Source organism: Pseudomonas sp. B3G-3 (assembly GCF_028640915.1).
GTDB classification, from domain to species: domain Bacteria; phylum Pseudomonadota; class Gammaproteobacteria; order Pseudomonadales; family Pseudomonadaceae; genus Aquipseudomonas; species Aquipseudomonas chlororaphis_I.
Map to the genome: position 1 here is coordinate 215,423 of NZ_JAQZAB010000107.1, position 25,618 is coordinate 241,040.

20 protein-coding genes are annotated in these 25,618 nt (G+C 63.6%); 1 reads left to right on the forward strand and 19 read right to left on the reverse strand.

Going from position 1 to position 25,618, the window contains the following annotated elements:
- Positions 1-42: 42 nt before the first annotated feature.
- The 19 genes from PVZ80_RS16755 to hutC all read right to left on the reverse strand — a co-directional run bounded on the left by PVZ80_RS16755 (position 43) and on the right by hutC (position 24,047).
- On the reverse strand, positions 43-777 hold the full coding sequence (locus PVZ80_RS16755; RefSeq protein ID WP_009046576.1) for an amino acid ABC transporter ATP-binding protein: 735 nt from the start codon (positions 775-777) through the stop codon (positions 43-45).
- Positions 770-1,729, reverse strand: a complete 960-nt coding sequence (locus PVZ80_RS16760; RefSeq protein WP_371923113.1) for an amino acid ABC transporter permease — start codon at positions 1,727-1,729, stop codon at positions 770-772. Before PVZ80_RS16760 ends, PVZ80_RS16755 begins: the two co-directional genes overlap by 8 nt.
- A gap of 152 nt (positions 1,730-1,881) precedes the next feature.
- A complete protein-coding gene (locus PVZ80_RS16765) occupies positions 1,882-2,679 on the reverse strand; it encodes a transporter substrate-binding domain-containing protein (protein ID WP_016704434.1) in 798 nt (265 codons plus the stop codon).
- A 369-nt stretch (positions 2,680-3,048) separates the two neighbouring features.
- Entirely contained in the window at positions 3,049-5,619 is a 2,571-nt protein-coding gene (mdoH, locus tag PVZ80_RS16770; RefSeq protein ID WP_016704433.1) for a glucans biosynthesis glucosyltransferase MdoH, read from the reverse strand.
- Entirely contained in the window at positions 5,612-7,405 is a 1,794-nt protein-coding gene (locus tag PVZ80_RS16775) for a glucan biosynthesis protein G (protein ID WP_009046572.1), read from the reverse strand. The genes mdoH and PVZ80_RS16775 overlap by 8 nt, the downstream gene beginning before the upstream one ends.
- Before the next feature lie 277 nt (positions 7,406-7,682).
- On the reverse strand, positions 7,683-8,120 hold the full coding sequence (gene dtd / locus PVZ80_RS16780; protein WP_016704431.1) for a D-aminoacyl-tRNA deacylase: 438 nt from the start codon (positions 8,118-8,120) through the stop codon (positions 7,683-7,685).
- Complete coding sequence (gene pip, locus PVZ80_RS16785; RefSeq protein ID WP_009046571.1) at positions 8,117-9,088, reverse strand: prolyl aminopeptidase; 972 nt, start codon at positions 9,086-9,088, stop codon at positions 8,117-8,119. Before pip ends, dtd begins: the two co-directional genes overlap by 4 nt.
- Before the next feature lie 255 nt (positions 9,089-9,343).
- Positions 9,344-10,147: an N-formylglutamate deformylase gene (gene hutG, locus PVZ80_RS16790; protein ID WP_009046570.1), complete on the reverse strand. Its 804-nt coding sequence runs from the start codon at positions 10,145-10,147 to the stop codon at positions 9,344-9,346.
- Between the two features lie 10 nt (positions 10,148-10,157).
- Positions 10,158-11,363, reverse strand: a complete 1,206-nt coding sequence (gene hutI, locus PVZ80_RS16795; RefSeq protein WP_273864221.1) for an imidazolonepropionase — start codon at positions 11,361-11,363, stop codon at positions 10,158-10,160.
- Positions 11,364-11,379: 16 nt separating this feature from the next.
- Positions 11,380-12,789 carry an amino acid permease gene (locus PVZ80_RS16800; protein ID WP_009046568.1) on the reverse strand — a complete coding sequence of 470 codons (1,410 nt, stop codon included), beginning with the start codon at positions 12,787-12,789 and terminating at the stop codon, positions 11,380-11,382.
- 154 nt (positions 12,790-12,943) lie between these two features.
- Positions 12,944-14,476 (reverse strand): histidine ammonia-lyase, encoded by a 1,533-nt coding sequence (gene hutH / locus PVZ80_RS16805; protein ID WP_151263457.1) that lies wholly within the window; start codon positions 14,474-14,476, stop codon positions 12,944-12,946.
- Between the two features lie 158 nt (positions 14,477-14,634).
- Positions 14,635-16,158: a histidine ammonia-lyase gene (gene hutH, locus PVZ80_RS16810; RefSeq protein ID WP_273864222.1), complete on the reverse strand. Its 1,524-nt coding sequence runs from the start codon at positions 16,156-16,158 to the stop codon at positions 14,635-14,637.
- Positions 16,159-16,257: 99 nt separating this feature from the next.
- On the reverse strand, positions 16,258-17,088 hold the full coding sequence (locus PVZ80_RS16815) for a quaternary amine ABC transporter ATP-binding protein (RefSeq protein ID WP_009046565.1): 831 nt from the start codon (positions 17,086-17,088) through the stop codon (positions 16,258-16,260).
- Positions 17,085-17,936, reverse strand: coding sequence for an ABC transporter permease (locus tag PVZ80_RS16820; protein ID WP_009046564.1), 852 nt, complete (start codon positions 17,934-17,936; stop codon positions 17,085-17,087). The genes PVZ80_RS16815 and PVZ80_RS16820 overlap by 4 nt, the downstream gene beginning before the upstream one ends.
- Positions 17,937-18,007: 71 nt before the next feature.
- Positions 18,008-18,976 carry an ABC transporter substrate-binding protein gene (locus tag PVZ80_RS16825; RefSeq protein ID WP_025808237.1) on the reverse strand — a complete coding sequence of 323 codons (969 nt, stop codon included), beginning with the start codon at positions 18,974-18,976 and terminating at the stop codon, positions 18,008-18,010.
- 74 nt (positions 18,977-19,050) lie between these two features.
- Positions 19,051-20,514: a purine-cytosine permease family protein gene (locus PVZ80_RS16830; protein ID WP_009046562.1), complete on the reverse strand. Its 1,464-nt coding sequence runs from the start codon at positions 20,512-20,514 to the stop codon at positions 19,051-19,053.
- A gap of 117 nt (positions 20,515-20,631) precedes the next feature.
- A complete protein-coding gene (gene hutU / locus PVZ80_RS16835; RefSeq protein ID WP_009046561.1) occupies positions 20,632-22,314 on the reverse strand; it encodes a urocanate hydratase in 1,683 nt (560 codons plus the stop codon).
- A gap of 482 nt (positions 22,315-22,796) precedes the next feature.
- Positions 22,797-23,369, reverse strand: a complete 573-nt coding sequence (locus PVZ80_RS16840; RefSeq protein ID WP_041985480.1) for a HutD/Ves family protein — start codon at positions 23,367-23,369, stop codon at positions 22,797-22,799.
- Between the two features lie 9 nt (positions 23,370-23,378).
- The gene (gene hutC, locus PVZ80_RS16845) at positions 23,379-24,047 is read right to left on the reverse strand and encodes a histidine utilization repressor (RefSeq protein WP_231999351.1); all 669 of its coding nucleotides are present in this window, start codon (positions 24,045-24,047) and stop codon (positions 23,379-23,381) included.
- Positions 24,048-24,235: 188 nt separating this feature from the next.
- Here hutC and PVZ80_RS16850 point away from each other — a divergent pair, with 188 nt between their 5' ends.
- Positions 24,236-25,600, forward strand: coding sequence for a formimidoylglutamate deiminase (locus PVZ80_RS16850; RefSeq protein ID WP_273864223.1), 1,365 nt, complete (start codon positions 24,236-24,238; stop codon positions 25,598-25,600).
- The last annotated feature ends 18 nt before the right edge of the window (positions 25,601-25,618 follow it).

The window sequence follows — 25,618 nt, forward strand, 5'->3', positions numbered from 1 at the left end:
GGAGCGAGGCTTGCCCGCGATGGGTTTCAGCCGGTGGAAAACCTACAGGACCTGACGCAGGAACGCCTGGGCCCGCGGGTCTTGGGGCGCATCGAAGAACGCCGCTGGCGAGGCGTCTTCCAGCAGTTTGCCGTGATCGAAGAACAGCACCCGATCCGCCACTTCCCGGGCAAAGCCCATTTCGTGGGTCACACAGACCATGGTCATGCCTTCCAGGGCCAGGGTTTTCATCACGTCCAGCACTTCGCCGACCATTTCCGGGTCCAGCGCCGAAGTCGGCTCGTCGAACAGCATGACCTTGGGTTCCATGGCCAGCGCCCGGGCGATGGCGACGCGCTGTTGCTGGCCGCCGGAGAGCCGCGACGGGAACTCGTTGGCCTTCTGCGCGATACCGACCTTCTCCAGCAACGCCAGGGCCTTGGCCTCGCGCTCCTGCTTGCCGCGCTTGCGCACCACCTTCTGCGCCAGGCAGAGGTTTTCCAGCACGGTCATGTGCGGGAACAGGTTGAAATGCTGGAACACCATGCCGACTTCGCGGCGATAGGCATTCACATCGGTCTTCGGATCGGCCAGTTGCAGACCGTCGATGCTCACCGAGCCGGAATCGAACTGTTCCAGACCGTTGAGACAACGCAGGAAGGTCGACTTGCCGGAGCCGGACGGGCCGATCACCACCAGCACTTCGCCCTTGGCCACGTTAGTGGTGACGTTATCTACCGCGCGGACCACCTGGCCCCGGGTGTCGAAGACTTTTACCAGATCGCGGACTTCAATCACTTTGCGCGAGCCTCCGCTCAAGCCGGCTGGCCATCTTCGACAGCGGCAGGTTGATCAACAGGTACAGGGCCGCCACGCAGAACAGGATCTCGAACGGCGAAAACGAGGTGGTGATGACTTCACGTCCGCTCTTGAGCAGCTCGGTGATGGCGATCACCGACACCAGCGAGGTGTCTTTCACCAGGCTGATGAACTGCCCGGCCAGCGGCGGCAGCACCCGCTTGAAGGCCTGCGGCAGTACCACATGGCGCATCGACTGGCTGGCGTTCAGGCCCAGGGAGCGGGCCGCTTCATTCTGGCCACGGGCGATCGACTGCACGCCGGCGCGGACGATTTCCGCCACATAGGCACCGGTGAACAGCGACAGCGCGGCGATCCCGGCGAACTCGCGGGACAGGTTCAGCACCGTGCCGATGAAGAAATAGAAAATGAAGATCTGCACCAACAGCGGCGTGCCACGCACCAGTTCGACGTAAATGGTCGACAGGTCCCGCAGGGTCGGGTTGTTCGACAGCCGGCAAAGCCCGGTCGCCAGGCCGATGAACAGCCCCAGCACCCCGGACACCAGCGACAGCCACAAGGTGGTCCACAGCCCCAGCAGCAGCGGCCCGGCCGCCCAATGGCGGGTCACGCCGATCACATCGCCTTCGGCCACATCGTCGCCACGGGCGACTTGCAGGCTGTTCTCGTCGACCGTCAGTCGTTGCTCGTCACCCGCGTCGTTGCGCAGCGTGACCTCGGCCTTGCCGCCTTTGCGCACCAGCTCGCTGACGGTGGAGATGTCCGCCGCCCGCTGCGATTCCTCGGCCTGGTAGGCGAAGTACTGCGGTACGCGGTTCCAGCGCCATTCGTAGGACATCAGCGAGGTGGCGTAATACAGCGCGCCGGCCAGGCCGATCAGCACCAGCACGGTCAATACGTGCCAGGGCCATTGGGCTTTTTTATGTTTGATCACTTTGCAGGTTCCAGCCGTTTGCAGCGGGGAAGTTCGGTATCGCCGATCAGGACGCCATCGCGAGCCGGCTCGCTCCTACAGGGATTGCGTGAATCCGTAGGAGCGAGGCTTGCCCGCGAATGGGGCGACTCGGTCTGTCTGACCGAGTGTTATTCCATGTCCTTGAGCCACTCGGTGCTCTTGAACCACTTGTCATGGATACGATCGTAAGTGCCGTCTTCGTGGATCTGGTGCAGGAAGTTGTTGATGAAGTTGAGGCTGTCGTAGTCACCCTTCTTCAGACCGAAGGCCAAAGGCTCGTAGGTGAACGGCTTGTCGAGGAACGTAAGCTTGCCGTTGCCGACCTTGCTCAGTGCCACCACGTTGTACGGGGCATCGTAGATAAAGGCGTCGGCCTTGCCGTTGACCACGTCGAGCACGGCTTCCTGCTCGTTGTCGTAGCCGTGGTACTTGGCCTTGGCGATCAGCTTCTTGGCGACCATCTCGCCGGTGGTGCCCAGCTTGGAGGTGATGCGGTAGTCGGCGGTGTTCAGGTCTTTATAGGACTTGATGGTGCCTTCCAGTTCCTTGCGGATCAGCAGGGTCTGGCCGACCACGATGAAGGGTTCGCTGAAGTTCAGGCGCAGGTTGCGTTCCTGGGTCAGGGTCATGCCGCTGCCGATCATGTCGAACTTGTCGGTCAGCAGGGCCGGGATGATGCCGTCGTAGCCGGTGGAAACCAGCTCCAGCTTGACGCCCATGGCCTTGGTCATGGCCTTGAGGATATCGACCTCGAAACCGATGATCTCACCGCGCTTGTTGGTCATCTCGAACGGCATGTAGGTCGGGTCCATGCCGACTTTCAGCGTGCCGCGCTTGACCGCATCATCGATGGCGCCAGCCTGGGCTGCATTGACCGCCACCATTGCCGTGACGCCGAGCAACAGCATCGAGAGATACTTCTTCATCTTCAAGTCCCCTGAACCCATTTTATTGTGAGGCGAACCCGCGACAGGTTTTCCCTGGAAAACCGACGGATACGGGCACCAGGAATGCCCGCTCGCAGCAATTCGGGGTGCGATGCTAACTCACCCGGCCGTTTGCACAAGGGTTTGACCAGGATTTGTTGTTACAGAGGGGGGTGACAATCTCCCTGTAGCCGCTGCCGCAGGCTGCGATGGTCCGGGCCACGCTGGTCGTAGGACCTCCTGCGATCTCAGGATCCTGCGTCCCCTTCGGTACGGATGCCGCCCAATCGATCGCAGCCTGCGGCAGCGGCTACAAGAGCGGGCCCACAAACAACAACGCCCTTGAGAGTGCTCTCAAGGGCGTTGTCATCAGGCCGGTTGGGCGATTGCCGTTTGCGGTCGCAACGGCAACAACGGTGCATGAGGGTCTTCATCCACCGATTGCCGCCAGGCGCTCAGCCAGTCGGCATGGCCTTCGCTCCAGACCTGCTCATGCAGGCGGGCCAGGGCCACCGGGTCGCTCAGCAGCGCCAGGCGCTCGCCATTATTCAGCGCCGCCGGCCCCACTTTCAGGGCATGGCGGACACGTTCGCTACGCAGCCACTCGATCGGCTCGGCCAGGCCGTGCCGGGACGTCGCCAGGGCACAGGCCAGGGCGTTCTGCTGCGGATCGACCACCGCCCGGATGAAGCCGTCGTTCAGCGCATGCCAACGGTTTTCATGGGTGTACTGGTCGGTGGACACCAGCTCCTGTGGCGGCGCGTATTCCTCGGGGATCAGGAACAGGCTTTCGTCACGGGACTTCAGGCCCAGGCCGACACGGCTGGAAATCACCGACACCGGGATCGACAGCATCAGCGAACCGACGATCGGCACCAGCCACCAGAGGAAGCTCGGGTTCAGCCAGATCACCAGCAGCGCCCAGAAGAAGCCCAGCAAGGTCTGCGGACCATGGCGGCGCACCGCTTCGCTCCACGGCGTGGAATCGTCGTCACGTTGTGGCGAGTTCCAGGTCGCGGCCCAGCCAAGGAACGCGGCCAGCACGAAACGGGTGTGGAAGATCATCCGTACCGGCGCCAGCAGCATGGAGAACAGCATCTCCAGCAGCATCGACAGGGTCACCTTGAACTTGCCGCCAAACTCTTTCGCGCCCTTGGCCCAGATCAGGATGATGCTCAACAGTTTCGGCAGGAACAGCAGCACGATAGTGGTCGAGAACAGCGCGATCGCCTTGTCCGGATGCCATTGTGGCCACAGCGGATACAGCTGGCGCGGCTCCAGGAAGTACTGCGGTTCCATCAGGGTATTGACCGCCAGCAGGGCCGTCGACAGCACCAGGAAGAAGAACCACAACGGCGCCGACAGGTAGGACATCACCCCGGTGAGGAACACCGCACGGTGCACCGGGTGCATGCCCTTGACCAGGAACAGGCGGAAGTTCATCAGGTTGCCGTGGCACCAGCGACGGTCGCGCTTGAGCTCGTCCAGCAGGTTCGGCGGCAGCTCTTCGTAGCTGCCCGGCAGGTCGTAGGCAATCCACACGCCCCAGCCGGCGCGACGCATCAGCGCCGCTTCGACGAAGTCGTGGGACAGGATCGCACCGGCGAAGGCGCCTTTACCGGGCAACGGCGCCAGGGCGCAGTGCTCGATGAACGGCTTCATGCGGATGATCGCGTTGTGGCCCCAGTAGTGGGACTCGCCCAGCTGCCAGAAGTGCAGGCCGGCAGTGAACAGCGGGCCGTAGACGCGGGTGGCGAACTGCTGCATGCGCGCATACAGGGTGTCCATGCCCGAGGCTTTCGGCGCGGTCTGGATAATCCCCGCGTCCGGCGTGGCTTCCATCAGGCGCACCAGGCTGGTCAGGCATTCGCCGCTCATCACACTGTCGGCGTCGAGCACCACCATGTACTTGTAGTCGCCGCCCCAACGACGGCAGAAGTCGTCGAGGTTACCGCTCTTGCGTTTCACCCGACGGCGACGGCGGCGATAGAAGATCTTGCCGAAACCCTTGGTTTCGCGGCAGACGTCCAGCCAGGCCTGCTGCTCGGCCACGCAGATATCGGTGTCGTTACTGTCGCTGAGCACGAAGAAGTCGAAGCGGTCCAGGTCACCGGTGGCCGCGACCGACTCGAAGGTCGCCCGCAGGCCGGCGAATACCCGCGGCACGTCTTCGTTGCAGATCGGCATCACCAGCGCGGTGCGTGCATCTTGCGGAATCGGCTCGTTGCCGGCGCTTTTACCGGAAATGCGGTATTTGTCATGCCCGGTGAGCAGCTCGAGGAAGCCCATCAGCGCGGTCCAGAAACCGGCCGAAACCCAGCAGAACAGGATGCCGAACATGATCAGGATGCTGGTCTGCAGGGCGTACGGCAGTACCTGGGTGGCGGTCTGCATCAATGGCTGATGCATGACTTCTTCCAGGTCGACGAACGACCAGCCCTGGTACGGCATGATGCCTTTCATGTACCAGCCGGCCACTATGGTCTGGCCGAGCATCAGCACCAGCAGGATGTAACGGCGGATCGAACCCACGGTGCGCCAGCGCGCCGCCGGGAGCACCCGCTCATCCTTCGGCGGTGCCGGCGGGTTGGTGCGCCCGGTCAGGCGCCGCCAGCCACGCACCAGGATATTGGTGCGCCAGGGCTCGGGAACCACCTTGGTCCGCCGGATCGGCGGCGTGGCCTTGAGGCACACGCGACCGCTGGCGTCGAGCGCCAGCATCTCGGCATCGATCAGTTCCTCGGCGGAACTCAGGGTCAGCCGGCGACCCACCGAGGCCTGGGCGGCATCGGCAGGCGCGTCGAACGTCGAGGACGACAGGCGTTCGTGCAGTTCACTGAAGGACTTGCAGCCCGCGAGTTCCGCGCGCTGCTCATCGGTCATTGGCAGGTGCGCCAGATACTCGGCAAGAGTCTCTGGCTGTACTTGAGGGTTACTCATCGGCAGGCAACTGGTAGCTCCAGGTCTCGGTCAGGACTTGCTCGGTCGGGACAGATTCCGGTGTGGCTGGGGCCGCCTCGGCAGCAGCAGGCTGCTTGGCGTCTTTGTGGTTCTTGGCGTCCTTGGCCGGCTTGGCTTCGGCTTGCTTGGCATCCGCCTCTTTCTTCTCCTGCTGCTTGGCGGCGACTTTGTCGGCCTTGGCGATGGAGGAGCTGGAGGCTGGCGACACGGCCTTGGCCGGCTCGACAGGGGTGGCGTTCTTGACCAGGGCCGCACGCATCTCGGTGGATTTGCTCGGATCCTTGATCTTCATCCGCAGGGTCAGGCGCCAGCCCTTGGTTTCAGGATTGTAGCGCACGCTGTTTTCGACCAGCTCGGCGTTGTCGCCGACGCTGACCTGGCTGCGCACCTCGGTGTCTTCCGGCAATGCCGCCAGGGATGGACCTTCGAAGTCCACCAGGTAGGCCACGCTGCCGTCCGGCTGGCGGATCAGGTTGGATTGCTTGACGTCACCGGTGGAACGCAGGGTCTGCTCGACCCAGGCGCTGTCTGGCGAATGCAGGGAAGCCTCGTCCATGGTCCAGTGCAGGCGATAGGCGAAATCGAACGCCTGGCCTGGCTCAGGCTGCTTTTCCGGGCTCCAGAACGCCACGATGTTGTCGTTGGTTTCGTCCGCGGTCGGGATCTCTACCAGGTCGACGGTGCCTTTGCCCCAGTCGCCCTTCGGCTCGATCCAGGCGCTTGGGCGCTTGTCGTAGCGGTCGTCGAGGTCTTCGTAGTGGCTGAAGTCGCGACCACGCTGCAGCAGGCCGAAACCACGCGGGTTCTCTACCGAGAAGTTGCTCACGGCCAGGTGTTTCGGGTTGTTCAGCGGACGCCAGATCCACTCGCCGTTGCCGGCATGGATCGACAGGCCGCTGGAGTCGTGCAGCTCGCGGCGGTAGTTGAGGACTTTCGACGGCTGGTTGGCGCCGAACAGGAACATGCTGGTCAGCGGGGCAATGCCCAGCTTGCCGACCTTGTCACGCAGGAACATCTTGGCCTTGACGTCGACGATGGTGTCGCTGCCCGGACGCAGGGTCAGGCGATAGGCGCCAGTGGCCCGCGGCGAGTCCAGCAGGGCGAAGATCACCAGGTGCTTGTCGGTCGGCTTGGGTTGCTGGATCCAGAATTCGGTAAAGCGCGGGAATTCCTCACCGGATGGCAGCGCGGTGTCGATGGCCAGGCCACGGGCCGACAGACCATAGACGTGACCCTTGCCAATGACGCGGAAGTAGCTCGCGCCGAGCATGGTCATGATTTCGTCCTGCTTGTCCGCCTTGTTGATCGGGTACAGGACACGGAAGCCCGCGTAACCGAGCTGTTCGGTGGCCTTGGGATCGAACTTGAGGTCGCCGAAATCGAAGCGAGTCGAGTCGTATTTGATCTCTTCGACGGTGTTCGCCGTGATTTCGTTGATTTTCACCGGCGTATCGAAGTGCATGCCCTGGTGATAGAAGGACAGCTTGAATGGGGTTTTCTGCTTGGCCCACTCGGCCTTTTCAGGCAGGAAGCGGATTTTCTGATAGTCCGCGAACTTCATCTCACGAAATTCGTTCGGCAGGTTACTGCGCGGAGCCTCGTACTTCTGCCCGGCCAGATCCTTAGCCTTGGCCGATACATCATCCAGATTGAATGCCCAGAGTTGGCCGGCGCTAAGCAGGCAGAGCAGTGCGGAGCCCGTCACCAGTGCGTTTCGTAACCGTTTGGCAGACAATTTTGGTGCATTACAGGGACTAACAATCACGAGCAACCCTCGCCGAAAACAGATCAAAAAACCAACGGCCAGCTATCTATATGCCAGGTTGGCGAGCATTGTTCCGACTCCGATGGGGCTAAATGATTCCCCAAACGGTCCCGAACAAGTCTCTACCTAAGTCAAAAACGGACCAACGAACGCTGATCCCCGTAGCGCGCGATTATCTAGTAGCCCGCGTTACAACGCATCAGGGGCGACCAAGTATTTATCGCGAAAAACGCCTATTTTCGGCCGCTTCCGGCCGAAAAAGATGTTTCAAGCACTTTCAGGTCTGTAACAGGAAGGTTACCGGGCCATCATTGACCAGATGGACCTGCATATCCGCCCCGAAGCGCCCTGATGCTACTTTGCCATGCAACTGTTGCGCCTTGCATAGCAGATAGTCAAAAAGTTCTTCGCCGAGGGCCGGCGGCGCCGCGGTGGAAAAGCTCGGGCGCAGGCCGTTCTTGGTATCCGCGGCCAGGGTGAACTGCGAGACCAGCAGCAAACCGCCGTCCACATCAGCCAGGGACTGGTTCATCTTGCCCTCGGCATCACTGAATACCCGATAGTTAAGCAGCTTGTGCAGCAGTTTGTCGGCACTGGCCCGGGTGTCCTCGGGCTCCACCGCTACCAGCACCAGCAAGCCCTGGTCCACCGCACCGACGATTTCCCCCGCCACTTCGACCCGCGCGCCGCGCACGCGCTGCAACAACCCCTTCATGCTTCTTCGGGCGGCAGGTCGAGCAGGCGCCGGGCCATCTGATTAGCGGCGCGCACCAGGGCATCGGTGATGCCCGGCTCCGACGCGGCGTGACCAGCATCGCGGATCACCTGCAGTTCGCTGTTCGGCCAGGCCTGGTGCAATTCCCAGGCGTTGTCCAGCGGGCAGATCACGTCGTAGCGGCCATGCACGATCACGCCCGGCAGGTGGGCAATCTTGCCCATGTCGCGAATCAGCTGGTTCGGCTCGAGGAACGCATGGTTGGTGAAGTAATGGCATTCGATCCGGGCGATCGACAGCGCGCGCTGCGGCTCGGAGAAACGATCGACCACCAGCGGGTTCGGCCGCAGGGTCGCGGTGCGCCCTTCCCAGATCGACCACGCCTTGGCCGCATGCATCTGGGCGATCTGGTCATTACCGACGAGACGCTTGTGGAAGGCGCTGAGCAGGTCGTCGCGCTCGTCCAGCGGGATAGGCGCCACGTAGTCCTGCCAGTAGTCGGGGAACAAACGGCTCGCGCCTTCCTGGTAGAACCATTTGATTTCCTGCGGACGGCACAGAAAGATCCCCCGCAGAATCAGACCATGGACACGCTCAGGATGGGTTTGCGCATAGGCCAGGGCCAGGGTCGAACCCCAGGAGCCGCCGAACACCACCCATTTCTCGATGCCCAGGTGCAGGCGGATCCGCTCGAGGTCGGCGACCAGGTCCCAGGTGGTGTTGTTTTCCAGGCTGGCGTGCGGGGTGGAGCGCCCGCAACCGCGCTGGTCGAAGGTGACGATGCGGTACAGGTTCGGGTCGAAGTAACGGCGACTCTGGGCATCGCACCCGGCTCCCGGGCCACCGTGGATGAACACCACCGGCAAGCCTTCCGGGGAACCGCTCTCATCGACATACAGTACATGGGGTTCGTCGACAGCCAGATCGTGCCGGGCATAGGGTTTGATCTGCGGGTACAAAGTCTGCATTGCGCGCTCCGTAAGGGGTCGAGGTCATCCCTGGGGGGACTTCAATTATTCTGCCGTCCGGCATCATAAACCCGAATTACGGAATGAGCATGTCCTTGGAAAAAATGCGGTTGTTCCCCCCGGAAAGCCAGGCGCACCTGTAGCCGCTGCCGAAGGCTGCGCTCGACTGCGCAGCAGGCGCAGGATCTTGAGATCGCTGAAGGCCTTCGGCCTTATCGCAGCCTGCGGCAGCGGCTACAGGCTTTCCCGTCGGCCTCAGCGCCCGTAGCGCTTCTGCCCCCAGGCCAGCAGCCCTTGCAGCAGCTGCTTGAGCACCACCTGGGTCGGCGCCGCCAGATCGTCGCGGTAGCGGAACGGCTCGAACTCTTCCATGTAGGTGCTCTGCGCCAGCTCCAGCTGCACGGCATGGATGTTCTCCGCCGGGTTGCCGTAATGCCGGGTGATATGGCCGCCCTTGAAACGGCCATTGAGCACATGGCTGTAGTCGGCATGACGGGCGCAGATCGCTTCCAGCTGGCTGGCCAGCTCGGCATCGCAGCTGGCGCCATTGAAGGTACCCAGGTTGAAGTCCGGCAGCTTGCCTTCGAACAGGTGCGGGATCAGCGAGCGGATCGAGTGCGCGTCGAACAGCAAGGCATAGCCGAACTCGGCCTTCAGCCGCGCCAGCTCCTGCTGCAGGGTGCTGTGATAAGGCGTCCAGACCTGCTCCAGATAAGTCGCTCGCTCCTGTTTCGACGGCTCCCGCCCCTCACGGAACAGCGGTACACCATCGAACAGCGTGGCCGGGTACAACCCGGTGGTGGCGCCGACATATAAAGGCTTGTCGTCGGACGGGCGATTGAGGTCGATGACGAAACGCGAATACTCGGCCGCCAGGGTGCTGGCGCCCAGTTCCTCGGCGAACGCGTAGAGCCGCGGGATGTGCCAATCGGTATCCGGCAGGCTTTGCGCCTCGGGGATCAGCCCGGCCTCGACCACTGGCGTCAGGCGCAGGCCGGCGTGGGGCATGCTGATCAGCAGCGGCACCCGGCCTTGTTTGAAGTTCAGAACCTTATCCACAACCCTTCTCCTATAAATCCACTTCAACGCCGTGGCGCACGACGCGTTTTTCCAGGTCGCCGCCCAGCCAGTAGGCCAGGTCGGCGGGACGATCGATCTGCCAGGCGACGAAGTCCGCCACCTTGCCGGCCTCCAGCGAACCGTGGGTCCGCTCCATGCCCAGCGCGGTGGCCGCATGCAGGGTCACGCCGGCCAGGGCTTCTTCCGGGGTCATGCGGAAACAGGTGCAGGCCATGTTCAGCATCAAGCGCAGGGAGAGCGCCGGCGAAGTGCCGGGATTGAGGTCGCTGGCCACGGCGATCTTCACCCCGTGCTTGCGCAGCGCGTCCATCGGCGGCAGCTGGGTTTCGCGCAGGAAATAGAACGCGCCCGGCAATAGCACGGCGACGGTGCCGGCCTTGGCCATGGCGATGGCGTCCTCCTCGGTCATGAACTCCAGGTGGTCGGCCGACAGCGCGTGATAACGCGCCGCCAGGCTGGAGCCATGCAGCGACGACAGCTGCTCGGCGTGCAGCTTCACCGGCAGGCCGAGCTTCTGCGCGGCGATGAACACCCGCTCCACCTGCTCCGGCGAGAACGCCAGGTATTCGCAGAACGCATCCACCGCGTCCACCAGGCCCTCGGCGGCCAGGGCCGGGAGCATTTCGCTGCAGATGTGCTCGATGTAGTCGTCCGAGCGCTCGGCGTATTCCGGCGGCAAGGCGTGGGCCGCCAGGCAGGTGCTGCGCACACTGACCGGCAACTCGGCGCCCAGGCGCCGGATCACCCGCAGGATCTTGCGTTCGCTGGCCAGGTCCAGGCCGTAGCCAGACTTGATCTCGACGCTGGTCACGCCGTCGCGCAGCAGGCTTTTCAAGCGCTTGCGGGCACTGTCGAACAGTTCATCCTCGCTCGCCGCACGGGTGGCCCGCACGGTGCTGGCGATACCGCCACCGGCGGCGGCGATTTCGGCGTAGCTCACCCCTTGCAAGCGTTGCTCGAATTCGCCGCTGCGGTTGCCGCCGAACACCGTGTGGGTGTGGCAGTCGATCAGGCCCGGGGTGACCCAGGCCCCCGCCAGGTCATGCCGCTCGGCATAGTCGCCGGCCGGAACCTGGTCGCGCGGGCCGATCCACTCTATGAGCGCTCCTGACGTCACGATGGCGGCATCCTCGATGATCGAGTAAGCGCCTTGCGCCATGCTTGCGACGTGGCAGTGTTGCCAGAGAGTTTTCATCCGAGGCCTCCGTTAGTTATCGATGGGACAAAGAAGGGTCGCGGTGTACCTGGACCGCCTGACCGGCGGCCGGCTTGACCCACAACAGATAAGCGATCACCAGCAGCACGATCCACACCGCGCCCACCGCCAGCGCCGCCTGGGTCTCCGGGAAGTAACCCAGCACGCCGAAGACGAACAGCATGAACACGATGGCGGCTGCCGGCGCCCAGGGCCAGAACGGCACCGGGAATTTCAGTTGGGCGACCTGCTCGGCGCTCATCGAGCGACGCATGGCCACCTGGGTGACCAGGATCATCAGCCAGACCCAGACCGTGGCGAAAGTGGCGATCGAGGCAATCAGCAGGAACACGTTTTCCGGAATCAGGTAGTTCAGCAGCACACCGCCCAGCAGCGCGGCGCCCATGACCACCACGGTCATCCACGGCACGCCGTGTTTCGACAGCTGGGCAAAGCCCTTGGGCGCCTGCCCTTGCTGGGCCAGACCGTACATCATGCGCCCGGCGCCGAAGATGTCGCTGTTGATCGCCGACACCGCCGCCGAGATCACCACGATATTGAGGATGGTCGCCGCCGAGCCGATGCCCAGGTTGTCGAAGATCTGCACGAACGGGCTGCCCTGGCTACCGATCTGCGGCCATGGATAGATGGCCATCAGCACGAACAGGGTCAGCACATAGAACAGCAGGATGCGCATCGGCACCGCGTTGATTGCCTTGGGGATGACCCGCTGCGGGTCCTTGGCTTCACCGGCGGTGATACCGATGATCTCGATGCCGCCAAAGGCGAACATCACCACCGCGAACGAGGCGATCAGGCCGCCGATGCCGTTGGGCATGAAACCGCCGTGGGCCCAGAGGTTGGCCACCCCGGTGGCCTGCTCGCTGCTGGCCGAACCGATGCCGAACAGCATGATGCCGAAGCCGGCGAGGATCATCGCGACAATCGCGCCGACTTTCAGCAGCGACAGCCAGAACTCCATCTCGCCGAAGACCTTGACGTTGCACAGGTTGAGGCCGCCGATCAGGAACACGATGCCGAGCACCCAGACCCAGCGCGCCACTTCCGGAAACCAGAAGCCCATATAGATGCCGAAGGCCGTGACGTCGGCCAGGCAGACGATGATCATTTCAAAGGCATAGGTCCAGCCGAGGATAAATCCCGGCAACGGCCCCAGGTAATTGCTGGCGTAGTGGCCGAACGAGCCGGACACCGGGTTGTGCACGGCCATCTCGCCCAGCGCGCGCATCACCATGAACACCGCGGCACCACCGATCAGGTAGGCCAGGAGGACCGCGGGACCGGCCATCTGGATGGCCGAGGCAGAACCATAGAACAGCCCGGTGCCGATCGCCGACCCCAGCGCCATGAAGCGAATATGTCGGGCGGACAGCCCGCGTTTCAATCCTTGAGCTTGCTGTTGCATTTCTCGTTCCTAATTATTTTTATCGGAGAAAACCGAAACCACCTGTAGCCGCTGCCGAGGTACGAGGCTGCGAAGCGGTCCGCAGGACCACCCTCGGGGGCTGCTGTGCAGCCCATCGCAGCCTCGTGCCTCGTCAGCGGCTACCGGCATGGGGTTACAGGCTCGGCAGCAACTTGGCCGGCAGCAGCTCATTCAGGCAACGGGACGCCAGCAGTTCGCTCGCGGCGTTGATGTCCGGGGCGAAGAAGCGGTCCTTCTCGTAGAACGGCACTTTGCTACGCAGGGTAGCGCGGGCCTTTTCCAGCTTGGTCGAGGTCTTCAGGCCGTCACGCAGGTCCAGGCCCTGGCAGGCCGCCAGCCATTCCACGGCGAGGATGCCACGGGTGTTTTCGGCCATTTCCCACAGGCGCTTGCCAGCGGCGGGCGCCATGGACACATGGTCTTCCTGGTTGGCGGAAGTCGGCAGGCTGTCCACCGAGTGCGGATGGGACAGCGCCTTGTTTTCGCTGGCCAGGGCCGCGGCGGTCACCTGGGCGATCATGAAGCCGGAGTTGACCCCGCCATTGGCCACCAGGAACGGCGGCAGCTGGGACATGTGCTTGTCCATCATCAGCGAGATGCGGCGCTCGCTCAGGGAACCGATTTCGGCGATGGCCAGGGCCATGTTGTCGGCGGCCATGGCCACCGGCTCGGCGTGGAAGTTGCCACCGGAGATCACGTCGCCCTCGGCGGCGAACACCAGCGGGTTATCCGACACGGCGTTGGCTTCGACCACCAGCACCTCGGCGGCCTGGCGGAACTGGGTCAGGCAGGCGCCCATGACCTGTGGCTGGCAACGCAGGGAGTACGGGTCCTGCACCTTGTCGCAGTTCTGGTGCGACTTGGAGACTTCGCTGCTGTCGCCCAGCAGGTCGCGGTAAGCCGCGGCAGCGTCGATCTGGCCTTTCTGGCCACGGGCGGCATGAATCCGCGCATCGAACGGCGAACGCGAGCCCAGCACCGCCTCGACGGTCAGGCCGCCACAGGCCAGGGCGCCGGCGAACAGGTCTTCGCCTTCGAACAGGCCACGCAGGGCGAAAGCGGTGGACACCTGGGTGCCGTTGAGCAGCGCCAGGCCTTCCTTGGCCGCCAGGGTCAGCGGCTTGAGGCCGGCCACACTCAGCGCTTCGGTAGCGTTCAGCCATTGACCTTTATAACGGGCCTTGCCTTCACCCAGCAGCACCAGGGACATGTGCGCCAGCGGCGCGAGGTCGCCGGAAGCGCCCACCGAGCCCTTGAGCGGGATATGCGGGTAAACCTCGGCGTTGACCAGGGCGATCAGCGCGTCGATCACCTGGCGGCGGATACCGGAGAAGCCACGGCTCAGGCTGTTGACCTTGAGCACCATGATCAGGCGCACCAAGGCGTCGCTGATCGGCTCGCCGACACCGGCGGCATGGGACAGCACCAGGGAGCGCTGGAGGTTTTCCAGGTCTGCGCTGGCGATACGGGTCGAGGCCAGCAGGCCGAAACCGGTGTTGATGCCGTAGGCGGTGCGGTTCTCGGCGAGGATCTGCTCGACACAGGCGACGCTGGCGTCGATCTGGGCCGAAGCGCTGTCATCGAGGCTGAGAGTTACCGGCTGTTGGTAGACGGCACGCAGTTGGGCCAGGGTCAGTTGGCCGGGAATCAGATTTAGCGCAGTCACATTTATGCTCCTTTTGAGAGTTTGTTATTAACTACCAGTCGCTCCGGAAGCTTCCGTTGTCCGTCGCAGCCCGCCGTTTGTGAGCGAGTGGCGCCTTGGCACGCTGGTTTTTCGTGGAAACCGTTGTCGTGGAAAATTCCGTTCTTGCAGGGCGTTGCTCAGCGCACGCCCGGTAAAACCTCCTGCAGCAAGGCTGGAGCCTTGAGCAGCGCCGCCGCGCTGGCGATGTCCGGGGCCAGCCAGCGGTCCTGGTCATAGGCCGCAACCCGCTGGCGCAACAGCTTCCAGGCTGCATCGGTGCCGGCACCGAAACGCTGTTCCTTGAGAAATTCAAAGGCCTGGGCCGCCAGCAGGTATTCGATGGCGAGGATCTGGGTGCAGTTTTCCAGCACACGGGAAAGCTTCAGCGCGGCGTTGGTGCCCAGGCTCAGGTGGTCTTCCTGCAGGCCGGAGGTGACGTAGTTGTCGAGCACCGCCGGTTGTGCCAGCTGGCGGTTTTCCGCACACAGCGAGGCAGCGACGTACTGGACGATCATCATTCCGGAGTTGACCCCGGGGTTGCTCACCAGGAATGCCGGCAAACCGCTGACGTGGGGGTTGATCAAGCGATCCAGGCGCCGTTCGGCGATCGAGCCGATCTCGGCCATGGCGATCGCCAGCAGGTCCGCCGCCAATGCCACCGACTGGCCGTGGGGGTTGGCCTGGGACATCACCCGGTAGTTGTCCGGAGTGCCCAGCACCATCGGATTATCGGTGACGGAGTTGAGCTCGGTTTCGACCTGCTGCGTCGCGTGCGCCAACTGATCGCGGGCGGCGCCGTGAACCTGCGGGATGGAACGGATGCTCAGGGCATCCTGGGTGCGGATACCTTTGCTGGCGGCAATCACTTCGCTGCCGTCGAGCAAGGCGCGCAGGTTGATGCCGACCTGCTGCATGCCCGGGTGCGGCTTGAGCGCGATGATCTCGGCATCGAACGCGGCGATCTGCCCGCGCTGGGCCTCGAAGCTCATGGCGCCGATCACGTCGGCCCATTGCAGCAGGCGCGTGGCATCGGCCAGGGCCAGGCAGCTCAGGCCGGTCATGCACGGCGTGCCGTTGACCAGGCACAGACCGTCCTTGGCCCCCAGTTGCACCGGCTGCAGGCCTTCCGCCGCCAGCGCCTGCTCGGCCGATACGACCTGCCCGCGATAGCTGACCTGGCCGACACCAAGCAAGGCGATGCTGATATGCGCCATGTGGGTCAGGTAACCCACCGAGCCCTGGGACGGCACCTGCGGGGTGATACCACGATTGAGCAGGGCCAGCAGCGCCTCGACCACCCGGCGATGCAGGCCGGACTTGCCGTGGCTGTAGTTGACGATGGCCGCGCAGATGATCGCCCGGGCCTGCTCGTCCGCCAGCGGCGCACCCACGCCACAGGCATGGCTGAGCAAGGTGTTGCGCGACAGCTGGCTGAGCTGTTCGTCCTGCAGCGAAACGTTGCACAGCGCGCCAAGACCGGTGTTGATGCCATAGGCGCGTTCGCCGCTGACGACGATGCGCTGGACGATGGCCTGGGCATTCTCGATGCGTGCCCAGGCCTGGGCCGACAGCTCGAGCTGCGCGCCATGCCGGGCTACGGCGACCACATCCTGCCAACGCAGCGGGGCGTCGGCGATAACGATTTTTTCAGCCTGCGACATCTTCGACCTCACGGGTACCACCTGAACATTGATGCAGCTTTACCGCCGCATTCGCGGGCAAGCCTCGCTCCTACATAGGAAGAGGCCCGCCGCACGCCTTCAAACCACCGCCGCGCGCCGCTGCACGAAACGGTCGACGTACTCGTCCGCCGGCGAATGCAGGATCTCCTTCGGCGTGCCGACCTGGATCAGCCGGCCATCCTTGAGGATCGCGATGCGGTTGCCGATGCGCACGGCCTCGTCGAGGTCGTGGGTAATGAAGACGATGGTCTTGTGCAGGGTCTTTTGCAGCTCCAGCAACTGGTCCTGCATTTCCGCGCGGATCAGCGGGTCGAGGGCACTGAAGGCTTCGTCCATCAGGATGATGTCGGTGTCCGCCGCCAGGGCGCGGGCCAGGCCGACGCGCTGGCGCATGCCGCCGGACAGCTGGTGCGGGTATTTGGCCTCGTAGCCCTTGAGGCCCACGGTGTTGATCCAGTGCAGCGCGCGCTCGGCGCAGACTTCCTTGCTCTCGCCACGCACCTTGAGGCCGTAGGCGACGTTTTCCTGCACGGTCTTGTGCGGCAGCAGGCCGAAGCTCTGGAACACCATGCTGATCTTGTGCCGGCGAAATTCGCGCAGGGCTTCCATGTCGTATTGCAGGATGTCCACGCCGTCCACCAGGATCGCGCCGCTGGTCGGGTCGATCAGGCGGTTGAAGTGGCGCACCAGGGTCGACTTGCCGGAGCCGGACAGGCCCATGATCACGAAGATCTCGCCGGTGCCGATGCTCAGCGACAGGTCGTTGACCCCGACCACGCAGCCGGTCTCGGCCAGTACCTGGTCCTTGGTCTTGTTCTGGCGAATCATGTTCAGCGCGTCGGCCGAACGGTTGCCGAAAATCTTGAAGACGTTCTTGACTTCGATCTTGCTCACGGTTGCGTTGTTCATTTGCTCACCTCATGGCGTGGACGACCATAGGCTTGGGTAATACGGTCGATGACCACGGCCAGAATCACGATCGCCAGGCCGGCTTCCAGGCCACGGCCGACGTTGAGGGTCTGGATCCCCACCAGCACGTCTTCGCCCAGGCCACGGGCACCGATCATCGAGGCGATCACCACCATCGACAGGGCCATCATGGTGGTCTGGTTGATCCCGGCCATGATGCTCGGCAGGGCCAGCGGCAGTTGCACGCCGAACAGTTGCTGCCAGCGGTTGGCGCCAAAGGCGTTGATCGCTTCCATGACCTCGCCGTCGACCTGGCGGATGCCCAGGTCGGTCAGGCGGATCAGCGGCGGCGCGGCGTAGATCACGGTGGCGAAGATCGCTGGCACCTTGCCCAGGCCGAACAGCATCAGCACCGGGATCAGGTACACGAAGCTCGGCATGGTCTGCATGATGTCCAAGAGCGGCATCAGCACCGAACGCAGGCGATTGCTGCGCGCCGAGAGGATCCCCAGGGGAATGCCGATCAGCACCGAAATGAAGGTCGCCACCAGCATCAGCGCCAGGGTCTGCATCAGCTTGTCCCACAGGCCGACCGCGCCCACCAGGAACAGCAGGCCGACGATCACCGCGGTGGTCACCAGCTTGCGGGTCGAATGCCAGGCGATGCCGCCGACGATCGCCAGCATCAGCCACCAGGGCGCCAGGCGCAGCAGGCCTTCGAGGTTGACGATGGCCCACAGCAGGGTGTCGGAGATGTGGCGGAACACATCGCCGTAGTTGGTCACCAGCGAATCGACCCAACCGTTGACCCAGTCGGCGATGGAAAAGGTGAAGCTTTCAGGAAACATAGAGAGACTCTCGATCAAGTGGGTTGCGGCAAGGCTCCCGGCTACCGTTCAGGCAGCCGGAAAGGCTCTACCTACAAGGCCGCGTCGATTTTCTTGGCTGCGTCGTCGCTCACCCATGCGTGCCAGACTTCAGGATGTTCCTTGAGGAAAATTTTCGCCAGTTTTGGCGATTCGATACGTTCCTTCGCCATGCGGCCCAGGTTCTGGTTCAGCAGGTCGATCGGCAGGTTGACCTTTTCCAGCACGGCCACCAGCTCAGGCGCTTGTTCGTGGAAGGTCTTCGACAGGCCGACCTTGATGGTCACGCTCTTGTCCACGCCCGGCTTTTCTTCCAGCTTCACCAGGTCGACCTGGCCCATCAGCGGGGTTGGCGACCAGTAGTAGAACAGGATCGGTTCGCCACGCTTGTAGCTCGACAGCACCGCGGCATCCAGCGCCGGGCCGGTGCCTGGGCGGAAGTTGGTGTAGCTGCTTTCCAGGCCGTAGCTTTTCAGCATCTCGCTGTTGTCCAGCTCGCAGGTCCAGCCGGCCGGGCAGTTATAGAAACGGCCTTTGCTCGGTTCTTCCGGGTCCTTGAACACGGCGGCGTACTTGCCCAGGTCGGCGATGTTCTTCAGGTCCGGGGCCTTGGCTTCCAGCTTGCGCTTGGCGTCGCCCTCGATCACGTAGCGCGGCACGTACCAGCCTTCGATGGCGCCCACCACCGGGGCGCCGACGCCGACCACCTTGCCGGCCTTCTCGGCCTTGTTCCAGACCTCGCTGCGGCCGACCCACTCCTCGGCGAAAACCTGGATGTCATTGCTGCTCAGGGCGTTCTCCATGGTGATGGAGTTGCCTGGCAGGCTGTCGGTCTTGCAGCCGTAGCCTTTTTCCAGGACCACTTGCAGCACGTCGGTCAGCAACATGCCGCTTTCCCAGTTCAGGCCGGCGAATTTCACCGGCTTGCCGGACTCGCACCAGCCGGCCGCCTGGGTAGCGCCGGCGCTGGCCAGCAGGCCCATGGAAAGCAAAGTGGTCAGCAGGGTCTTATTCATTTTCATTGTGTGACGCTCCCAATCATTGAAATGGATTACGGCAGTCAAAAGGCATCCAGCCCGTCCACGTCCAATCAGGTCTAGACCGCAGTAGCGCGGCCTGCCCCACTCAGCTTTTGTTCTGTGATCGAGTCCTGCTCTACCGGCAGGATCAGGCGATCGGGTACAGCGCCATGCCATTTCTTCGCGCAGACGTAATACAGCGCCGCGGGAACCACCAGGCCGACGATCCAGGAGATATCCACGCCACCCAGGACTTCCACCAGCGGACCGGTGTAGAACTTGGTGCCGATGAACGGCAGTTGCACCAGCACGCCGATCACGTAGACGCTGATCCCGAGGATGTTCCAGCGGCCGTAGCGACCGTTCGGATCGGCCAGCGCCGGCACGTCATAGTGCTCGCGGGTGATGCAGTAGTAGTCCACCAGGTTGACCGCGCTCCACGGGGTGAAGAAGGCCAGCAGGAAGAGGATGAAAGACTTGAACGCACCGAGGAACGAGTGCTGGCCGAGCAAGGCGATCAGGGTCGCGGTGCCGACGATGACCAGCACGAACACCAGCCGTTGCAAGCGCGTCACTTCCAGGTGGCCACGGAAGCCACTGATGATGGTGGCGATGCACATGAAGCTGCCGTAAGAGTTCAGCGTCGAGATGGTGATCTTGCCGAAGGCGATGCTGAAGTACAGCAGCGCCGCAGTGGCACCGCTACCGCCCAGGCCGACGATGTAGGCCACTTCGTGACCGGCGAACTGCCCGTCGGCCATGGCTGCGGCGAACACGCCGAGCATCATCGCCACCTGCGCGCCGATCACCGAGCCTGCGCCAGCGGCGAGGAAGGTTTTCACCGAGGAGGTCTTGCTCGGCAGGTAGCGCGAATAGTCCGCCACGTAGGGGCCGAAGGCGATCTGCCAGGACGCGGCGAGCGACACCGCGAGCAGGAAGCTGCTCCAGCTGAAATGGCGGATTTCCAACAGCGCGCCAACGTCGGTCTGACTCATCAGGCGGCTGAACAGGTAAACGAAGGCGATCACGCCGATGACGCTGGCGGCGCGACCGATGAAATGGATCACCCGGTAGCCAAGCACCGTGACCAGCACGATGACGCTGGCGAAGATCAGGATCCCGACGCTGTCACTGACCCCGAACAGCTGGCCCAGCGCCTGGCCGGAAAGCACGGTGCCGGTGGCGGTGAAGCCCAGGTACATCAGGCACACCAGGACAATCGGGATGGCCGCGCCATAGACGCCGAACTGGACCCGGCTGGAGATCATCTGCGGCAGGCCGAGCTTGGGCCCCTGCGCCGCGTGCAACGCCATCACACCGCCGCCCAGCAGTTGACCGATGAGCAGGCCGATCAACGACCAGAACACATCACCGCCCAGCACCACCGCCAGAGCGCCAGTGACGATGGCCGTGATCTGCAGGTTAGCCCCCAGCCACAGGGTGAACTGGCTGTAGAGCTTGCCGTGGCGTTCGGCTTCGGGGATGTAGTTGATCGAGCGCCGTTCGATCAGGGGTTTGGAGCTATCGCTGGCCGTGGACATCGTTATTGTTCTCCCGGGAGATTCTTGTCATGTCAAAGCTCTGCTACATGGACCGAGCCGCCGCACTACAGCGTGCGACGGCTTCTTCCCTGATCCTGGCGGCAATCCGCCGGGAGCTTACTTGCCAGTGATCATCGGCAGGTTCAGGCCCTGTTCCTTGGCGCAGTCGATGGCGATCTGGTAACCGGCATCGGCGTGACGCATGACACCGGTACCCGGGTCGTTATGCAGCACACGGGCGATACGCTCGGCCGCTTCGTCGGTACCGTCGCAGACGATTACCATCCCGGAGTGCTGGGAGAAGCCCATGCCGACGCCGCCGCCGTGGTGCAGGGAAACCCAGGTCGCGCCGCTGGCGGTGTTCAGCAGGGCGTTGAGCAGTGGCCAGTCGGACACAGCGTCGGAACCGTCCTGCATCGATTCGGTTTCGCGGTTCGGGCTGGATACCGAGCCGGAGTCCAGGTGGTCGCGGCCGATCACGATCGGCGCCGACAGCTCGCCGCTGCGCACCATTTCGTTGAACGCCAGGCCGAGCTTGGCGCGCAGGCCCAGGCCAACCCAGCAGATACGCGCCGGCAGGCCCTGGAAGCTGATGCGCTCGCGCGCCATGTCCAGCCAGTTGTGCAGGTGAGCGTCGTCCGGGATCAGTTCCTTGACCTTGGCGTCGGTCTTGTAGATGTCCTGCGGATCGCCCGACAGCGCGGCCCAGCGGAACGGACCGATGCCGCGACAGAACAGCGGACGGATATAGGCCGGTACGAAGCCAGGGAAGTCGAAGGCATTCTCGACGCCCTCTTCCTGGGCCATCTGACGGATGTTGTTGCCGTAGTCGAAGGTCGGAATGCCCTGCTTCTGGAAGTCGAGCATGGCCTTGACGTGCACGGCCATCGATTGCTTGGCCGCCTTGACCACCGCCGCCGGCTCGGTCTTGGCGCGCTCGCGGTACTGCTCCCAGGTCCAGCCGGCCGGCAGGTAGCCGTTGAGCGGGTCGTGGGCGCTGGTCTGGTCGGTGACCATGTCCGGACGCACGCCGCGACGGACCATTTCCGGAAGGATTTCAGCCGCGTTGCCGCACAGGGCGATGGAGATCGCCTTGCCTTCGGCGGTGTACTTGGCGATACGCGCCAGGGCGTCGTCCAGGTCCTTGGCCTGCTCGTCGACATAGCGGGTCTTGAGGCGGAAATCGATGCTGGTCTGCTGGCATTCGATGTTCAGCGAGCAGGCGCCGGCCAGGGTCGCGGCCAGAGGCTGGGCGCCCCCCATGCCGCCGAGGCCGGCGGTCAGGACCCAGCGGCCCTTGAGGTTGTCGTTGTAGTGTTGGCGACCGGCTTCGACGAAGGTTTCGTAGGTGCCCTGGACGATGCCCTGGCTGCCGATGTAGATCCAGCTGCCGGCGGTCATCTGGCCGTACATGGCCAGGCCCTTGGCATCCAGTTCGTTGAAGTGTTCCCAGGTGGCCCAGTGCGGTACCAGGTTGGAGTTGGCGATCAGCACACGCGGTGCGTTGCTGTGGGTCTTGAACACGCCGACCGGCTTGCCGGATTGCACCAGCAGGGTCTCGTCGTCATTCAGGTTGGTCAGGCTCTCGACGATCTTGTCGTAGCACTCCCAGTTGCGCGCGGCGCGGCCGATGCCACCGTAAACCACCAGCTCTTTCGGATTCTCGGCGACTTCCGGATCGAGGTTGTTCATCAGCATGCGCAGCGGCGCTTCTGTCAGCCAGCTCTTGGCGGTCAGCTTGTTGCCGCGGGCAGCGCGAATTTCGACGTTCCGGTATTTCGTAGGTTTATTCTCAGTCACGAAAAAACTCCTCAGCGATCAATCCAAACCAACCCAGGCAGTGGGCGAGCGTGCCTGCGCGCAGGGCGCTGCGCAGCAAGCGAATCAGGGGACGCTGCGAAGAGTCTTCAGCGACTCATACGCATACGTCTTTACTTGTACATACAAGCATATGCAATCGAGCGGCCAACTCGTTGAATGCACCTTCAAGAAAATCTCTGGAAATGCTGGAGAGGCCATTGGATCAAGGGTTTCAGCGTCGATTATTTTTTCGCGGGGAATGTGGCGAGAGATGTGAGCGCTGTTACTTCGGCTGAGCCTTGCGCCACGCTGGGGCGTTCGGTAACAAATTGGTGCGCGAGGGAAACAACATCAGGGAGGGAGAGAAACAGGAGGGCTTTGTAGCCGCTGCCGAAGGCTGCGATCGACTCCGAAGGAGACGCGCTCTTTGCAGGCCGGAAGGCTCTTCGAGCCTTATCGCAGCCTGCGGCAGCGGCTACAGGTCAGATGGCCGTCAGTTCGATCACGCAGCAAGCGCCGCTGACGCTGACTTCCCGCAGGCCGGGGTTATCGAGCAGTTGCAGGCAGTCATGGCGCTCCAGCAAGGCGGCGACACCGCCACCCAGGTCGGCGCGCATTTCGTCGGCCACGCTGAATACCAACACCGTGCTGGCCTGGGTGAAGAAACGCTGGCCACCCTGCAGCCATTGCAAGCGAGCGCTGTAGCGGTCCGGCGCGTAAATCAGGTTGAAGTCGCGAATCGGCCCGTCGATCAGGGTGCAGGCGACCTGGCTGGCGCCACTGAAGGCAAAGGGGTCCAGCGGTAACAGTGCGCGGCTGTCCTGGCCGTCCACCGTCAGGGTCATGCCCGCGCCTTGCAGCACGGTGATGATGCGCTGGTAGCCGGTGAAGCTGGAAAAGCCGCCGGACTCGCCGATATCGGCGATCGACAGCCGCCAGCCGAAACCTTCCAGGCCGACGCCGGCGTCCCGGGTGATCTCTTCGGTGCTGCCGCCACCGTTCTTCCACGGCATGCGCGGGTAGCTGGCCGCGCGCAAAACGTTCAACTGAGTCATTGATGCCCCTTACTTATGAAACCGCCCTTCCAGGCTGTGACGAGAACCCGGGTGGATCAGGCGCGCGGCGGTCACCGGCTGGCGGCCGGACCAGGTCCGGCGGCGAATCAGCAGGCACGGCTCGCCGCGCTCGATCTGCAGCAACTTGCATTCTTCCGGCTCGGCCAGAATCGCCTCGACCACATGCTCGCCCTCGGTCAGCGGCGCGACCTGGTTCAGGTAGGCGTATGGGGTCTGCAGGGTGAAGTCCTGCTTGAGGTAGTCCGGCGCCACCAGCGCGTTGACGAAGCGGTCCTCGATCTGCACCGGGATATCGTTCTCGAAATGCACGATCAGCGAGTGGAAGACCCTCTGCCCTTCGCGCATTTCCAGGGCCACGGCGCGCTCGGAACCGGCCGTCTCTTCACCCAGGGTGATGACCTTGCAGGTGTGGCGATGGCCGCGCGAGGCGATCTCGTCGGCGATGTTGTGCACCTCGAACAAGGCTGACTGGCTCTTGGGTTCGGCGACGAAAGTCCCCACGCCCTGCATGCGCACCAGCATGCCTTCGGCGGTCATCTCGCGCAGGGCGCGGTTGATGGTCATGCGGCTGAAACCCAGCTGGCTGACCAGCTCGCTTTCCGAGGGCACACGGTAGTGCGGCGGCCAGTTTCCACTCTCGATCTGCTGAGTGATCATCTGCTTGACGCGGGCGTACAGGGGCGCCGGACTATCGCCCAGATGGGCGGCCAGCGGGGAGTTGGCGGGCGGAGTCGGCACGGGAAATCCTTGTTTGTCGAAGAAGGCCACTAGCTTGCCGGAGTTTACCGAGCAGGCAAACGTCTGTATATGTATATACAAATAACACACGACGGGGTGCTTGAACCATGTCCGCCTTCTTTGCCGAACGCGCACTGCTGCCTAACGGATGGGCCAACAACGTACGTCTCAAGGTCAGCGCCGACGGCCTGTTGACCCACATCCAGGCCGATGCCAGCGCAGAAGGCGCCGAACGGCTACAGGGCCCGCTGCTGCCGGGCATGCCCAACCTGCACTCCCACGCCTTCCAGCGGGCGATGGCCGGGCTGGCGGAAGTGGCCGGCAACCCCAACGACAGCTTCTGGACCTGGCGCGACCTGATGTATCGCCTGGTGGGCAAGATCAGCCCGGACCAGCTGGGCATCATCGCCCGCCAGCTGTACATCGAAATGCTCAAGGCCGGTTACACCTCGGTCGCCGAATTCCATTACGTGCATCACGACACCAGCGGCCAGCCCTACGCCGACCCGGCCGAGCTGTCGCTGCGTATCAGCCAGGCCGCCAGCGCCGCCGGCATCGGCCTGACCCTGCTGCCGGTGCTGTACAGCCACTCCGGTTTCGGCGGCCAGGCGCCCAACGAAGGCCAGCGCCGCTTCATCAACAGCACGGAAAACTACCTCAAGCTGCAAAGCCGCCTGCAATCGCTGCTGGCCCGGCAGCCGGCCCAGCAGTTGGGGCTGTGCTTCCACTCGTTGCGCGCGGTCACCCCGCAGCAGATCAGCGAGGTGCTGGCCGCCAGCGACAAGCTGTGCCCGGTGCATATCCATATCGCCGAACAGCAAAAGGAAGTCGACGACTGCCTGACCTGGAGCGGACGCCGACCGCTGCAATGGCTGTATGAAAACACCGAGGTCGATCAGCGCTGGTGCCTGGTCCACGCCACCCACGCCAATGCCGAAGAAGTCAGCCTCATGGCGCAAAGCCGGGCCATCGCCGGCCTGTGCCTGACCACCGAGGCCAATCTCGGCGACGGGATTTTCCCGGCGGTGGATTTCCTTGCCCAGGGCGGCCGCATGGGCATCGGCTCCGACAGCCATGTATCGCTGAGCGTGGTGGAAGAATTGCGTTGGGCGGAATATGGCCAGCGCCTGCGCGATCAACGCCGCAACCGCCTGTATCGCAGCGACCAGCCGATGGTTGGCCGGACTCTGTACGACGCCGCGCTGGATGGTGGCGCCCAGGCCCTGGGGCAGCCGATCGGCGCCCTGGAAGTGGGCAAGCGCGCCGACTGGCTGGTGCTCGACGGCAACGATCCTTACCTGGCCACCGCCGAGGGCGACGGCATCCTCAACCGCTGGCTGTTCGCCGGCGGTGATCGTCAGGTACGCGATGTGCTGGTCAACGGTCAGTGGGTGGTGCGCGACGGACGTCACGCAGGCGAGGAAGAAAGCAATCGGGCCTTTACCCGGGTGCTGCGCGACCTGCTCGGCTGAAGCCGTTACCGCGGGAGC

What these genes read in the sequence shown, in the direction of transcription:
- PVZ80_RS16765 (WP_016704434.1), bottom strand. Translation starts at nt 2,679, where the DNA reads ATGAAGAAGTATCTCTCGATGCTGTTGCTCGGCGTCACGGCAATGGTG.
- mdoH (WP_016704433.1), bottom strand. Translation starts at nt 5,619, where the DNA reads ATGAGTAACCCTCAAGTACAGCCAGAGACTCTTGCCGAGTATCTGGCG.
- dtd (WP_016704431.1), bottom strand. Translation starts at nt 8,120, where the DNA reads ATGAAGGGGTTGTTGCAGCGCGTGCGCGGCGCGCGGGTCGAAGTGGCG.
- pip (WP_009046571.1), bottom strand. Translation starts at nt 9,088, where the DNA reads ATGCAGACTTTGTACCCGCAGATCAAACCCTATGCCCGGCACGATCTG.
- hutI (WP_273864221.1), bottom strand. Translation starts at nt 11,363, where the DNA reads ATGAAAACTCTCTGGCAACACTGCCACGTCGCAAGCATGGCGCAAGGC.
- PVZ80_RS16800 (WP_009046568.1), bottom strand. Translation starts at nt 12,789, where the DNA reads ATGCAACAGCAAGCTCAAGGATTGAAACGCGGGCTGTCCGCCCGACAT.
- hutH (WP_273864222.1), bottom strand. Translation starts at nt 16,158, where the DNA reads ATGTCGCAGGCTGAAAAAATCGTTATCGCCGACGCCCCGCTGCGTTGG.
- PVZ80_RS16815 (WP_009046565.1), bottom strand. Translation starts at nt 17,088, where the DNA reads ATGAACAACGCAACCGTGAGCAAGATCGAAGTCAAGAACGTCTTCAAG.
- PVZ80_RS16820 (WP_009046564.1), bottom strand. Translation starts at nt 17,936, where the DNA reads ATGTTTCCTGAAAGCTTCACCTTTTCCATCGCCGACTGGGTCAACGGT.
- PVZ80_RS16825 (WP_025808237.1), bottom strand. Translation starts at nt 18,976, where the DNA reads ATGAAAATGAATAAGACCCTGCTGACCACTTTGCTTTCCATGGGCCTG.
- PVZ80_RS16830 (WP_009046562.1), bottom strand. Translation starts at nt 20,514, where the DNA reads ATGTCCACGGCCAGCGATAGCTCCAAACCCCTGATCGAACGGCGCTCG.
- PVZ80_RS16840 (WP_041985480.1), bottom strand. Translation starts at nt 23,369, where the DNA reads ATGACTCAGTTGAACGTTTTGCGCGCGGCCAGCTACCCGCGCATGCCG.
- hutC (WP_231999351.1), bottom strand. Translation starts at nt 24,047, where the DNA reads ATGATCACTCAGCAGATCGAGAGTGGAAACTGGCCGCCGCACTACCGT.
- PVZ80_RS16850 (WP_273864223.1), top strand. Translation starts at nt 24,236, where the DNA reads ATGTCCGCCTTCTTTGCCGAACGCGCACTGCTGCCTAACGGATGGGCC.